Source organism: Acinetobacter sp. AOR41_HL, assembly GCF_027854645.1.
GTDB lineage: Bacteria > Pseudomonadota > Gammaproteobacteria > Pseudomonadales > Moraxellaceae > Acinetobacter > Acinetobacter nosocomialis.
Window position 1 is genome coordinate 24,604 of the sequence record NZ_JAKTHZ010000033.1, and the last position, 13,955, is coordinate 38,558.

General features: G+C 37.5%; 14 protein-coding genes and 1 pseudogene. All 15 read right to left on the reverse strand.

Features of this window, described 5'->3' with window-relative positions:
* Nucleotides 1–49 precede the first annotated feature (49 nt).
* Nucleotides 50–1,213 (reverse strand): hypothetical protein, encoded by a 1,164-nt coding sequence (locus MKL35_RS13150; RefSeq protein WP_032010453.1) that lies wholly within the window; start codon nt 1,211–1,213, stop codon nt 50–52.
* Nucleotides 1,206–2,534, reverse strand: a complete 1,329-nt coding sequence (locus MKL35_RS13155; protein ID WP_032010455.1) for a TolC family protein — start codon at nt 2,532–2,534, stop codon at nt 1,206–1,208. The genes MKL35_RS13150 and MKL35_RS13155 overlap by 8 nt, the downstream gene beginning before the upstream one ends.
* Nucleotides 2,531–4,117 carry a GH3 family domain-containing protein gene (locus tag MKL35_RS13160; protein WP_106479826.1) on the reverse strand — a complete coding sequence of 529 codons (1,587 nt, stop codon included), beginning with the start codon at nt 4,115–4,117 and terminating at the stop codon, nt 2,531–2,533. The genes MKL35_RS13155 and MKL35_RS13160 overlap by 4 nt, the downstream gene beginning before the upstream one ends.
* The gene (locus MKL35_RS13165) at nt 4,114–4,902 is read right to left on the reverse strand and encodes a hypothetical protein (protein ID WP_170318192.1); all 789 of its coding nucleotides are present in this window, start codon (nt 4,900–4,902) and stop codon (nt 4,114–4,116) included. The genes MKL35_RS13160 and MKL35_RS13165 overlap by 4 nt, the downstream gene beginning before the upstream one ends.
* A gap of 188 nt (nt 4,903–5,090) precedes the next feature.
* Nucleotides 5,091–6,638, reverse strand: a complete 1,548-nt coding sequence (locus MKL35_RS13170) for a DHA2 family efflux MFS transporter permease subunit (protein WP_032010459.1) — start codon at nt 6,636–6,638, stop codon at nt 5,091–5,093.
* A 25-nt stretch (nt 6,639–6,663) separates the two neighbouring features.
* Nucleotides 6,664–7,725 carry an HlyD family secretion protein gene (locus MKL35_RS13175; protein ID WP_032010461.1) on the reverse strand — a complete coding sequence of 354 codons (1,062 nt, stop codon included), beginning with the start codon at nt 7,723–7,725 and terminating at the stop codon, nt 6,664–6,666.
* 681 nt (nt 7,726–8,406) lie between these two features.
* Nucleotides 8,407–9,867, reverse strand: coding sequence for an indoleacetamide hydrolase (gene iaaH / locus MKL35_RS13180; protein ID WP_032010463.1), 1,461 nt, complete (start codon nt 9,865–9,867; stop codon nt 8,407–8,409).
* 92 nt (nt 9,868–9,959) lie between these two features.
* Nucleotides 9,960–10,679 carry a response regulator transcription factor gene (locus tag MKL35_RS13185; RefSeq protein ID WP_032010464.1) on the reverse strand — a complete coding sequence of 240 codons (720 nt, stop codon included), beginning with the start codon at nt 10,677–10,679 and terminating at the stop codon, nt 9,960–9,962.
* Nucleotides 10,680–10,829: 150 nt separating this feature from the next.
* Entirely contained in the window at nt 10,830–11,504 is a 675-nt protein-coding gene (locus MKL35_RS13190) for a DUF6988 family protein (RefSeq protein ID WP_171073635.1), read from the reverse strand.
* 145 nt (nt 11,505–11,649) lie between these two features.
* The gene (locus MKL35_RS13195) at nt 11,650–11,949 is read right to left on the reverse strand and encodes a hypothetical protein (protein ID WP_032010466.1); all 300 of its coding nucleotides are present in this window, start codon (nt 11,947–11,949) and stop codon (nt 11,650–11,652) included.
* 67 nt (nt 11,950–12,016) lie between these two features.
* Nucleotides 12,017–12,208: a hypothetical protein gene (locus tag MKL35_RS13200; RefSeq protein ID WP_032010467.1), complete on the reverse strand. Its 192-nt coding sequence runs from the start codon at nt 12,206–12,208 to the stop codon at nt 12,017–12,019.
* Nucleotides 12,209–12,212: 4 nt separating this feature from the next.
* Complete coding sequence (locus MKL35_RS13205) at nt 12,213–12,569, reverse strand: hypothetical protein (protein WP_032010469.1); 357 nt, start codon at nt 12,567–12,569, stop codon at nt 12,213–12,215.
* A gap of 243 nt (nt 12,570–12,812) precedes the next feature.
* On the reverse strand, nt 12,813–13,331 hold the full coding sequence (locus tag MKL35_RS13210; protein WP_032010470.1) for a hypothetical protein: 519 nt from the start codon (nt 13,329–13,331) through the stop codon (nt 12,813–12,815).
* A gap of 95 nt (nt 13,332–13,426) precedes the next feature.
* Nucleotides 13,427–13,689: pseudogene (locus tag MKL35_RS13215) on the reverse strand (hypothetical protein).
* Complete coding sequence (locus tag MKL35_RS13220; RefSeq protein WP_032010472.1) at nt 13,686–13,940, reverse strand: hypothetical protein; 255 nt, start codon at nt 13,938–13,940, stop codon at nt 13,686–13,688. Before MKL35_RS13220 ends, MKL35_RS13215 begins: the two are co-directional and overlap by 4 nt.
* Nucleotides 13,941–13,955: the final 15 nt, after the last annotated feature.

Here is a 13,955-nt window from a genome sequence, read left to right on the forward strand (position 1 = left end):
AAAACCCACTTTCGTGGGCCTCATTCAAAGTATCACCTCAGACTTTAAATTAAATACGCCCAACCTCTAAATATGGAATCAGGTTTTTATCAAAATTTGGACGTGGGTCACCTTCAAAACTAATAAAGCCATGCATACCCGTTAAACGCTCACCTTTATAAAACTGGTTTAGCTGATAACGCGGGTCTTTATGTGAAAGCGTAAAACTCACCACGCCAACACCCTGCTGTTTTGACTTGTTATAGGCATCTTCGAGCATTTTATGATGCAAAGCCAAATCTTCGGGATGGCACATAAGCGTATGTAGCACGTGGTATTGAATAGAATCACCCAGCTTAGGCAAACGCATGCCCTTAGTTATTGGCGTCAATAAGTTATAAACGGGTCTAAGCACAGCTATGGCCGAGCTGTAATTTAAAATTTTGGTTTGCTTAATACTATGCTGATCCCATAGTCCAAACATACCCACTAGTTTTTCATCCTTAAAGTAAAGTGAAAAGTCTGAAAGTTTTATCCCTGAAAAATACTGATGACCTTGGGCAAGCTCTTCAAAGTTATAGGCAGGTATAAAGTTATAGTGTTCCGCCATGTCGCGAATAAACTGGTTCATGGCTTCCACATGTTTAGCTTCGGCAACACAGCTACGGATCTCTTGAAGGTTACTCTGTTTAACAGTCTGTTTTAAAAAAGCCGTGATTTTTCGTTTGGCACCAGTGCTCGTTAGGCTGAGTGTCTCTATAAGCCCTTCATCATAATAATCGGGCATTCCCGTTTTGCCCGTTTGTATAGCGGCGCGTGCGGCGTGGTTATCATCAAAAATAATCATTTGGCTAAAGTTAGGTGCGTGCATGGTATCTTTTACATGCTTGCCTAATACCTTCACCAGTGATTTACCCCGATAGCTATGATCTACCCGTAAATCGCCCGCGTAGCGTAAGTTTTGTATATTTCGGTCGACATAACAAGGACGATAGCCATTGCTATAACAAGCCACTTTCTTTTGGCTTTCGGTATCTTCAATCACGACATGCAGTTTATGCCGATAGACAATGTCGGATGCCTTAAAATAACTCGGTTCACGCTGAAAGCTGATTTGTATGCCTTTGGTGGTCATGGGCACAGCAATTAACTCTCGTAAAGCTTCGTCATCTGCCAAAGTCGCTTCACGGGTAATGAGAGTGTTATTCGCAAGTGGTGTATTTGTTTTATTCATTATTCACCTGTTGTGTGGTCTGTGTAGGAACCAAATTGTTTAAACGTCCCATTTGGTCGAGTAGCTGATAAACAAACACTACTTCGTCTTGGTCATTTACGGTTTTTTGGGTTTGGGCATCGAGAAGTTTCTGCTCGGTATTGAGCAAATCAAAGGTAGTTTTGGTGCCGACATCAAACTCTTTACGTGTGTAGACAAAAGCAATAGACGCTGCCTCTATGGCATTTGCCAGTGCTTCTTTATTTTGTCGGATGGTTTGAAGCTGCGCATAGGTGGTACGGGTACGCTTATTTAAGTCCAGTTCAAGACTTCGAATTTTTTGCGCAGCCAAATCGATATCGGCCTGCGCTTTTTTAACATTGGCGCGATTTAAACCATCGTCATAGAGCGGTAAATTAAGCTGTACCCCAACCATATAGTTATTACTTTCAGAACCAATATAACTTGCTTCATCTTGCTTTCCGGCACGACTGGTCAGCATAACCGTGGGCCAAAGTTCCCGCTTAGTTAAGGCATATTGTTTCTCTGCAGCTTGCATTTCATATTTAGCGCGCATTAAAGCGGGATGATTCTTGGTTTGCGCCAAAATCTCATCTAACCCATTCGGTATAGCCGGTAGTTGTTTTATTGCAACAAGGTTGTCTGGTGTTGTACCTGTCACTTGGTAAAACTGTGCTTCACTTACAGTCAGGTTAGACTGCGCCTGTGTAATATCGGCTTGGCCTTGGGCGACTTGCGCCAAAACTTGAGCCAAGTCTGCACGGGTAATCATTCCTACATCAAAACGGCGCTTTGACTCATATAAAGACCGTTGCAGGTTCGCCATGGTCTTTTGTCTAAGTTCTAGAATGGCTTTCTTTTTTAATACGTCGGTATAGACCATCACGGTATTTAAAATAGTTTCCGACCGTTGATCTGACAAACCTTGGTGTTGGGCAGAAAGCTGACTTTCGGCAATATCTACACCCAAGCGGTGCCGCCCAGAGGTATAAATCGGATAATCTGCCTGTAACTGCAAACTTCGTCCTTTACGGTTTCCTTCAGTTGGAAACATGACTTTTGGCGGTGTATCTATTCTTTCATAGTCAAGTTGCCCGACTAAATTGACTTTGAGTCCATCACGCTGTTTGGCCTGTTCAAGCATAGCGGTAGACTGGTTTACACTTAAACGGCTGACTTCAAGCTGACTTTCATGTTTTAAACTGGCAGACAACGCCTCGTCTAAAGTCATGGCATGTGTATTCGACACAACCAACACGCCGAAATACAAGGCGTGTCGAAGTGTAAAAAAACGAGTATTAAAGTGCTTCATCCCTTTCATAGTTGTTCCAAACTATTGAGGGTGACTTTCTTAAGTGGCTCAGGCTTGATATTGCCTTCGATAATGCCATCAAACATGACCAGTTTTTTATAGGCATTCCAGCCATTATTGGCTTGGCGAATTTGAGGCTGGTCGAGCTGCCCCAAGTTTCGTGCAAGTTCATAGTGGAAGTTTTGACGTAAGATACTGTCGATATATTCATTGCTAATGCTGTGATGAATTTCACCTTCAAAAAGCACGCAATAAAATGGTTTAACCTGTTGCTCCGTATCAATCGCCAGTAAAGAAATCGCTTTCGATTCGGTTTCGTTTAACTGAGACAACAACTGTTGAGCAGTTTCAGGTGCGAGTTTTTCACCGACCAGATCTACACCAAAGCGGCGGCCTTGGAACTCAAAACACGGAATTTGCTCTATAAAGCCAGTCACTTTTAAACAGTCATCCAAACAGTAACGCAATAAGCCATTACCCGAAGTAATCAGTGGGCTGACCACGTCACCTTGTTTAAGCTGCCATGAAGGAACGATTTGGCCTTGTTTCTCACCTTCTAAATATTCAAATTCATAGAAGTGGCTTTGGTATGCGAGTGGGTATTGATCGTTATAGGGAATGGTCACTACACCTTCGGTTGCCCATAACCCTTTGCCTTCAAACTGAACACTGGGCAGTTTCTCTTTTAATTTTTCGGCCCAAGCTTTTGAACCTGCGGTATCCCAACTCGAAACCAGACTTAACTTTGGCCAAAGTTTTTTAAAGTCGATCTGTGCGCCGTTTAAACTTGCAATTAAAGCTTGAGCACTTTCAGGGCTATGCGGTGCCGTCACTTCTTTTAGTGAAGCCTGACGGTTGCCCCATTTACCACTTTGTAAAACTTCAACCACATCTTTTTGCAGTGTCTCCAAACGCTCAAGCAATTGCAGCGCAAACGTTGGGCTCCATACCGAAATCATGGCTAAGTTACGGTTTGCGACCAAATAACAAATGGTGGCAAACAGTGCATCGTCCGCGTTGGCTGCAAAGGCAACGTTACTTGGAACGGCTTGGGTAAACTTAGACAGTATGCGTTTACCTACGCCAAGTAGCGCACTGTCATCATTTAGATTTTTGTCCTTTAAAACTTCACGCTGACTTTCTGGCAACCATGACACCGACCAGTAGTGTGTACCTGAACTCAGCTGTGGGCATTTACGGTATAAACTTGCCATCCACGGCGCAATCGCATGGTCAAGTTCATCTAAAAACAGCTTGGTGTATGGAATAAACTTGATTTGTTCGCTCGAACCACTAGTCGGCTGAAAGCGAACCAGTTTACTGCTCGAGAGTGAAAGCTTTTGTTCACGGTAACGCTGAATGTCTTCTCGCCAAGCGCTATAGCGAGTGGCAGGAAATGCTTTTACAAACTGCTCATAATTTTGAACCTTCTTATCTTTGGCAAAGGTCGAGGTCTGTAATATCGAATGCAAAATTTGACGTTGTGTGGTCTCTAAAGCATTAAACTGCTTTTGGAAATTACGGTCAGATGCATCACACCATTTTTTTAAAATAAGATGCGAGCCGAGAGTCAGCCATTCATTAGATTTCATTGGATAGCCTCTCTACGTTTTGTTTTATGAGTTACGCGGGCTTCAAACTTCCCTTTACTGGTCGGTTTAGTCATCAGCTTTACAGGGAAACGGGCAATATCTTTCCAGCCAAGACGACCAATACAAGGCAGTTCTGTACCGGCTTTCCAAGTTGGATTTTTCTGTTCAAAGAAATGAATATTTGGGTTCTTTTCTCTCATTTCGGCAGTAATCGGTGCAACTTCACCTTTTAGTGGCTGATAGTCATCACCAAAGTTGAGTAAGCCTGCTTCACGGTCGTAATATTCACCAAAGAATTTCTCACAGTAGTGCTCAACCACTTCCGAAAGGTGTTGGTTTTCATCTTTAATGTTTGGGTAATACACATAGTAATTATTGGCAAGTAAGAGATAGGTCTTATAGCCTTTAGAAATAAGGAGCCAATAAAGTTCGTTAAAAGGATATTTAATGCGAAGTTTAATCATGAGTTTAAGCATGGTGCTTTGTAAGCTACGCGTGCCCCAGAACTTCTTCAAAATAACCGTATCACCGCTAAAGAGTACGGTGTAGTCTTTACCGTTTAAATAAAAGTGCTGCACAACAACCGTCGAGAAACCGACTATTTCGTCTGTTTCAGAGTCAAAAATTAAAATCGCACCGCTTTTATTTTCAAAATCATCTACAAAAATAGAAAATCTGGTATTTTCATAATACTGTTCGTAAATGGAATACATCACTTTTAGTCGATCAGTATCAATTTGCTCTTTTTCAAAATATTGCCCATAAGTTGCATTTTTCAGGTTCAATTTTGAAATTAGTTTATATGTTGTATTAATCATAATACTTTAATCTCCCACATTCAGATCTGTGAGTTCCACTCGCTCATACGGCGATATTAGAAACTCGTATAAATGTTCTTTTTCTATGAAGGGATACGTTTTGATATGCCCTATTGTTTTTCATTCTTTAAAAGCTGCCCTCTACTGCTAAAACCTTACATATTCATTTTCTTCCCCCTATCCATAAAGATGGTTAAAAAGGCGGTCACAAACATGATGATTGCGAGCATGCGTAATAAATCGTTGAAACTCGATGTTAATGCTTGAAAGTGAATGTCGCGGTAAATCACACTGAGTGCAATTTGCTGAGCATTTGCGCCGACTTCCTGATATTGCGCCGTGAGTTGGTCGAGTCGTTCTGTAAATATCCAGTTTTGCGGTGTCATCGACTGATTAATCTGGGTGACGTGCATTGCGGTAAGCCAGTCTAAAGATGAGTTAATCAGTGCCAGTCCAACCGCACCACCGATATTACGCATGAGGTTATAAATACCGCTGGCATCGGCCACTTTACTGAGTGGCAAAGTGCTCATAGCCAAATGTGACACCACAATCAGGCAAATCATAAGACCAATACCGCGGTAAATTTGCGGCCAAAACATAAAGTCATAATCGCTATGAATGCTGAGGTGCGAATTGAGCCATACACCAAAGCCAGCCAGAACCATTCCGACAAATACGGTTTTGCGGGTATCAAAGTTAGGAATAAGCCATGCAAGAAACGGTGCAAAGCAGAACATGACAATGCCTGTCACCATCATGACATGACCAATTTGGCTACTATTCATTTCACGGACTTGCCCAAGAAACACAGGAATCATGTAACCTAAGCCATACAGCGCCATACCAATCACAAACGTTGTGATGGCACTTAAAGTAAAGTTTTTGTTTTTAAATACCGATAAATCGAGCAAAGGCTTAGGCTGGGTAAAACTTCTAGAGAAGAAAATCATGCCGCCTACAACGCAGATCATAAAAGCAATACGAACGCCTGTGTCTGCAAGCCAGTCATGTCGTGCGCCTTCATCGAGGAAATATTCAAGCCCACCCAAAAACATCGCCATTCCCACTAGACTGAGCCAGTCCATGCTTTTGATGAGTGAATAGTTTGCACGGTCGATATTTGGGCCTGAGTAAATGACTGTGGCAATGATAATGCCCGGAATAATATTGATCAGGAACATCCAGTGCCATGAGAAGTTATTGGTGAGCCAACCACCAATGGTTGGGCCAATCGCAGGCCCTAAAGTACTGATCATGCCAAACATGACCAAAGGCAATGAGCGTTTTGCTTCTGGGAAAAGCAAGTACAACGCTGTCATGGAAGTCGGAATCATGCCGCCACCCATAAAGCCTTGAATGCCACGGAACACTAGTAAACTTTCCAAGTTCCATGACAAAGCACAAAGTAAAGAACTCACCGTAAAGCCAATTGCACACATGGTGTAATACACCCGTGTTGAAAGCACTCGCGAGACAATACTCGACATTGGAATTGCAATAATTTCGGCAATTAAATAAACCGTTTGTACCCAAGTGACTTCATAACGACTTGCACTCATACCAGCTTGAACTTCGTTTAGAGAACTCGCCACAATCTGAATATCAAGAATCGCCATAAAGTTGCCAAAAATCATGGCAGCAAAAATTGCCCATGCAGTTTTTGCAGGAAACCTCCACTCGGCTTCAACATGCTTATTCATTTTCTTATTACCTAAAATTTTTTTATTAAGTTCTTAGGTCAACGGTGGCACTCACCGACATTCCAGGTTTAATCAAATCAATATGTGGGCTTGAATCTATGACAATACGTACAGGAATACGCTGTACAACCTTGTTAAAGTTACCCGTTGCATTGTCTGGTGGCATGAGTGAAAAAGTTGCACCTGAAGCTGGTGAAAAACTCTCAATTTTTCCGGTATAGGTGAGGCTCGGATAGGCATCAAGTTTTAACTTCACTTTTTGACCGATATGCATTTTTTCAATTTGGGTTTCTTTGAAATTCGCTTGTACATACAAACTATTTTCAGGAATGATTGCCATTAAGCGGGTTTGTGGAGAAACGCGTGAACCTTTTTGAATTGCAAGGCTACCGATCTTACCCGAAACAGGACTGACCACTTTTGATGAAGCTAAATCAACCTGATACAGGTTTAAATTTGCATTGGCACTTTGAATATCTGCTAAAAGCTGCGCTCGACTCGCTTGTAAGCTCCCCAACTGAGCTTCTGCTGCATTTACGGAGGCTTGCGCTTTGCTGAGCTGTGCTTGAGCTGTTAAATATTGAGACTGGATCCCTTCAAAATTTTGTCGGGTAATCACGCCATCTTTTAATAAATCTTGATAACGCTCATATTCTTTTTTCAAACGAGATAGGTCGGCTTGTGCTGCCACTACACCACTATTTGCTTCGGTAATTGACGACTTGGCAGACTTTTCATTTTGTTGTTGTACGCCCAGTGCGGCTTCTTTTAAGCTGACCACAGAACGGGCTTGGTCATAACGAGCTTGATAGTCACGATGGTCTAATACCGCTAAAGTTTCCCCTTTTTTTACCACCTGATTATCGTTAATTAATAACTCCATCACTTCGCCTGAAATCTTTGGCATAACCCAAGTCACATCAGCTTGCACATAAGCATTATCAGTAGATTGATAGAATCGATATACCAAAAAATAATATACGATACCGGCAACTAAAAATAACAGCAGGACACTAAAAACACCCCAAGTTATTTTCTTTCGACTTTGGAAATTAGTATCAGTTTCTAGCTGAGCTACGTTATCCATATTCATTCCGCTTATTTGTAATATTCGATTTTTTATTTAAGCCAATAAAATTATTGGTTTCTTTTTTACGTAACTTTTCACTTGGTTTTATTCAATGAATCGTGACAGCGTAAAATTTGGTGCAAATTATGGTTCTGAAGTTAATTAAATATCATTGACTTCTTTGCCATATATTTTTTCTATTTATGTCAATAAAGCATATTATATAAACTATGTTTAAAAATTATGTAATTCGAACTAGTGTAGATTTCTCGTAATAAATCCATCTAAAAATTCAATACAAGCTATTGTTAATAAACACTTTAATTTTTATTTAAGCTTCAATAAAACTCCTTTAATAAAAGCAATATATTGCAGAAATATTAAGAATAAATTTTATTGTGTAATATTTAAGTATTATTAATTAAAATAATATGTAATTTAAAAATGAGTTAACAATAAAAATTGTTATACTTATAAAAATAGAATATATATGATTTATAAATATTATATTTTCTAAAATTAACAACAACAAACTGACAAAATATTAAATCTAATAAGCAATGATTGCTTAATAAATAAGCCATTATAACAAGTAAAATGGCTTATAATTTTTTGGATAAAAAACAGTCTTAAAATAAATTTAGACCTATTATTAAAAGACAAACAAAGCTTTAAAAATAGTGATTTAAGAGGTTTTGTCTATTGATTTAAAACCTTAAAAATTTCTTCTAAAGTTATTCCAATCGCAAGCAATTCACTATCTTGATGAGCTAAGCCATCTATTTCAAATCCGATTGGCAGTTTTGATTTCGCGCCCTTTCCAATAGGTAAACTCAGGCCCGGTATTCCAATATTACTGCCAGGGTCTGTATTTCGCATGAGGGTCTGGAAAGTTTCAATTGAATAGACGTCTTCGTTTGCTAGTGGTGCAACAATCGGTGATGTCGGAAATAATAAAGCATGTAAATTATGCGCTTTAAATGTGTTTTGGTAGAGTTCAAGCAATTGTGGACGAGCTTCACTGATGGCTTTTTTATACAAAGGTAAAACAGGAACAAATTGACCAGTCTGATCTAAAGTTAACTCAGGAAGAATATTCAGTTTAAAAATTGCCTGTACATCTGGGCTTGAGATCTGATCGACTACAGTCTCTATGGTCAATTTTACATGATGATCTTTCAAATATTGAATCAGGTCATACTTGCCTTCATAGATGGCCACAGGAAATGAAATAGCTTGATTGAGTTGTTCTAAATTTGGCATATCAACCGAAATAATTTCGACTCCTGCACTTTTTAAAAGCTCAAGCGCAATATGAGCCTGTTCATGAACGTCTTCATCTAAATGATTCCAAAAATATGAATTGATACCGAGTCGAATTTGTTGGGGCTGTAATGGTTCTTTTCTTGGCTCCTGAGTAATAAGCTCATCAACTAAGATAATGTCAGATACGGTATGTGCAATAGGTCCAGCGGTATCTCGAGTATGTGAAATCGGGGTAATACCTTCTTGTAAATATCGTCCTACCGTAGGACGAAAGCCGACACAGCCATTTAAGGCACTTGGCAGACGAATAGAAGCACCTGTGTCTGTACCCATAGCAATCGGAACCATGCCCGCCGCAACAGCCACCGCACTACCCGAAGAAGACCCACCAGCAATGTGTAACGGGTTTACTGCATTTCGTGTACCCACAACGCCCTCTATATGCATGGCAGTATTATAACCAGTTACCCCAAAGGCCAATTCGTGCATATTGGCTTTACCAACAATGATTGCACCTTGATCAATAAGCTTTTGAATAACGGGCGCAGAAGTTTGAGGTCTAAATTGAGCTAAAGCTGGTGTACCTGCACTATTTGGAAAACCTGCAACATGAATATTATCTTTAACCGCAATTAAAATACCCATCAAAGCTGGACATGGTTTTCCACTCAGTAGGTATTCATCCCAATATTGAGCTTGTTGAATTGCCGAAGCTTTATCTGTGCTAATAAAAGCATTTAAGGATTGCTGTTTTTCAATCGTATCGAAGTAATGATGCACAAGCTCTTCACAAGATACTTTTCTTTCATGAATCAGTTTAGTAATGATATCTACTGAAGCGTTTGATAAACCCTGTGATTCGATCCAATTATTTTTTTCATTTATATTTAACATAGTAACTTAGAATCCGTTTAAGTTGTAATTTTAGGAACTTAGTATAAATTGCTCTTTCATTCGCATCCTCAAAATTGAGGATTGCTTAAACTTTAATGTCGAATGAGCAAGGCCATTTCAGTGCGATTATTGCAGCCGATTTTTCTCATAGAATTGTTCAGATGAGTCCTTAATGTAGTAAAGCTAATACCCAGTAAATTTGCCACATCTTTATCACTTAAACCTTTAGATACCAAGCGAACCACTTCTTGCTCACGCGAAGTCAAACCGTATTGGGTTGATAAATCAGTTGGTAAGGCTTGAGTAAAATAAGGCTCAAGTAGGCTTAATATTCTTTTTTCACGTTCACCAAACATGTCGGCGTCTTTCGCACGCCAAATGCGTAAATCACCAATATCCATACCGTTTCGGACAAAATAAATATTTATACCGTGATATAAGCCATAGGCACTCAAAAACTCATTGTAATAGGGTGTTTTTTTCAGGTTAGCAAGAGGCATAACTTCATTTACAAATGTTGGTTTTTGACGTTTGCGAAGCTGTGCCGTAATCGGATCATCAAATTGCCAAACACACTCATAGTCCTTCATGGCTTTTGGGTCGATTTTCCATATTACGCCTTCTCTCGATAAGTTATTGGTTGAATCCCAAATGTAAGATGCCGCGAAATCAGCCCGTAATAAGATGGCAATATCAGCAAGGATATTTTCACGTAAATTATAGTGCCCTTTCCCTGAGCCAAGTTTCCATAATATTTCAGAAAACAATGTAAACTCAGATGGGCTGAAATCCTTTTCTAAAAGTTCGGTCATCATTTACCTATATAACGAAATCCATCGAATTTTAAGAAGATCGGTTAAGTGCTTCCTTTGAACTTATTCTTATTATTAACTCCATCCTTTTCTATAACATTTATATGCAAATATTAAAATAATTTTAAAGCATACGGCCTACTTAAAAATTTAGCTGAAATAATTATCTAATCTAGCTTTCACTTTGGGATCTAAATCTTCCTGCAAAAAGAAACAATCCCGATATTTTTCAGTCAATAAATGAATGAATTTCTGTTTATCTGGAATAGTATGTGCCAACATTATTTGTGCTGAAGCTGTGATTAAATTATTTGATTGTCTCATTAGAGTTAGGACAAGATTCTCATCAAAACCTATCTCATCACGAGTGAATGAATGTTTACCTGTATGAACAAATGAATTCAGCTGGTTGAGATGATATTTTTTAAATTCGACCAACATATTGATTACCGTTCTAGCTGGTAAATTTGCTTTATCAAGTATGCCCAACATTTCATTTAAAGTAGGAAATCTATCTTTGACAAACTGTTCTTCAAAAGTATAGTCAAAACTTAATTTAGAAATTTGAAGATTTGATGCACAAAACAATAGCCAATAGGCCCTTACGGTAGACTCGAACTGAGCGCGTGATAAAACCATCGCTTGAATTGGCATATCTAATGTCAATAAAGTATTAACCCCTATTCCATGTTCAAATGAAATATAAATACATTGTTCAACCAAATCTAAACGTAGTCCACAATCAATCACTTCGCTATTAATGATCTCATCTTTAAGTTCCAAAATCATTTTTAATGATTTTTCTAAAAGGATTCCCCGTTCCATAAAATTTCTATAAATTATTCTAGTGAAATCAAATATTACATTAAAAAACCCGCTTCTAAAAAAGAAACGGGTCACAAAACAAAAAACTTTCAGCGCAGTATTTGATACTGATAATACAAATTAAAATATGTATTTACAATATATTTTAAGAATATAAATGTTGGAATAGGATTTTAGTCAACCAAGTATTAAACGCTTGCTTGGCTGTAAAAGAAGGTGCCTGGAATAGGTCAATATCAACATTTAAATCATGATGTCCTGAAATTTTATATCGACCACCGCCTAAAGTAATGATGTTCGTATAAGGATATTTCAATGTTGTTAATGCATGACCCAAAAATCTAGCTTGCTTTTCTTTATCGTACTGATAGGTCTTAAATTCATGTGAATTTACAAAGAGATCATATTCTCGATCTATTGTTGCCTTAATTTGCGTAAGTTCCACTTCGATCTCCTTATTATGGGAAATCTTTTTATAACACATAAAAACTCACTATTAGGGAGCTCTTAAGTTAAAAATTGATATCAATGTTATCGAAAATAGATGAGGCAAAATCAACTATATCTTTTCCGATTTCTACAATTAAATTTTTTACTTCAACTAGATCAGGATTCACAGAATTAAGTACCGAGTTTTCCTGCTTTTGCTCATTCTCGGTATCTAATTGCTCAATCTTATTAATTGGTTCAATTTGATTTTGCATTAGGCTAATATTCCTCAAAAGTCTGAAATTGCGGAGGAGCAAATAATGCCGTCTTATCCTTTGTGCAAATTCTTTCAATTCTCAAACCAAAATCTGTAGCCGCTTTTTGTTTTTCATCTTCTGTTGTATAGAGAGGTGTCTCATAAGCCAAACCACTTACATGACCAAAAAAGTGATTGATATAGTAATTCGTTATTACATTTTCCTTATCTTGATCTAATGGAATAAGTAGCTTTTCAAGCAAATCAAGAGGCTTAATACCAGACTGTCTTTCTAACATGATTTGATATGCTGCACTATTGAGCTTTTCACAGACCGTTGATTCTTTTTCTTCAGCATGCAATAGACTTCCAACTGACATTAAAATTACTATAAGTATTAGTCTCACGTATCTATCCCCATATATACAAAACAATATTACAATATCAGCTATCGGGATCTCTAATAATTTTTAAAAACTTAACCGTAGCAGACTAATTTATCAAAAAAGCATTGGACGCACAGGAACATGAAAGCCGATTTCATTTTTCATATAACCTCCCTAAAAAAAGGCCTTATCTTTAGAGAAAAAGCATATAAAAAAATATAAGTCTTTCTAATAACTTCACTTATCGCGAAAATCAAAAGTTTTAATATATACAGAATAGGGTCGTAAGATATTTGTCAGATCAATAGCTTTAGCACTAAATAATTTTGTATCACCATAAAATTTATCTTTAAAGTTTGGATTCTCATAATTAAGAGAATTTTTAGATTTAAGGTTTATGAGTGTATTTCCTGCCTCTGTAAATTCAAATATTTTATTTTTTAAATTTAAAATATTTACGCAATCATTAACATACATAACATTTATTATTGTTTGTTCAAATAAAATTTTGAACTTAGCAAATTGCTTCTTCAACTCTTCTTCATCATCATACTTTCCAACTTCAATAAAATTAATGATTTTTATCATTTCTAATAGATCTTTTATACATTGTTTAGCTTCGCTAGCCATTACTTCTTTAGCTTTTTGTTTATGCCATACCTTATATACAAACCATGCAACAGATATTGTGGTTAATGCTGTAATCAATGGAATAAATTTTGATGCTAATTCCCAATCTAACACACAAGATGTCATAAAGTTTCCAATTATAGGTTTTAACTATAATTATATAACATTTGTGTTTTTATCTTAACAATTTAATAAATAAAAACCCCGCCAATAAGCGATATTTAGCGGGGCTCTTTTGCGTCGTAACATGTTCGGCAAACGATAAAACTATTTTTAGGTGCTCTTAGGATATCCAATACCAATTTTGACATTTCATTGAGATTAGTATCTATAGGCAACCACAATTGGTATTCAGTGTTAGAACGGTTGTAAATCTGTTTGTAGTACTCAGTTTTAAATGATGAGTTAATAACAGAAGCTTTTAATAGCTTCCCTTCTTTTCTATAATTTGATCATCTAGTTCACCACCAATACAGATATTCAATTACTAGTATCTACTTGGTTTGCTAATGCTTCATTTAAAGCATATTCATATCTATCTTCATGCAAATCAGTTAAAACGTAAAAATTTTCTTTCTCATTAGTATGCGGATTTAACAACATTTTTGGACGATATATATGAGGTCTTAGGGGATTATTGTTATATGGATGAACTTCATGAAATTCATTTTGCTCAATCCACTTCCCAGATTCACTTCCACCAATACAAAGCCATTTTCCAGAGTTAATTGACATATGTACTTCCTTTAT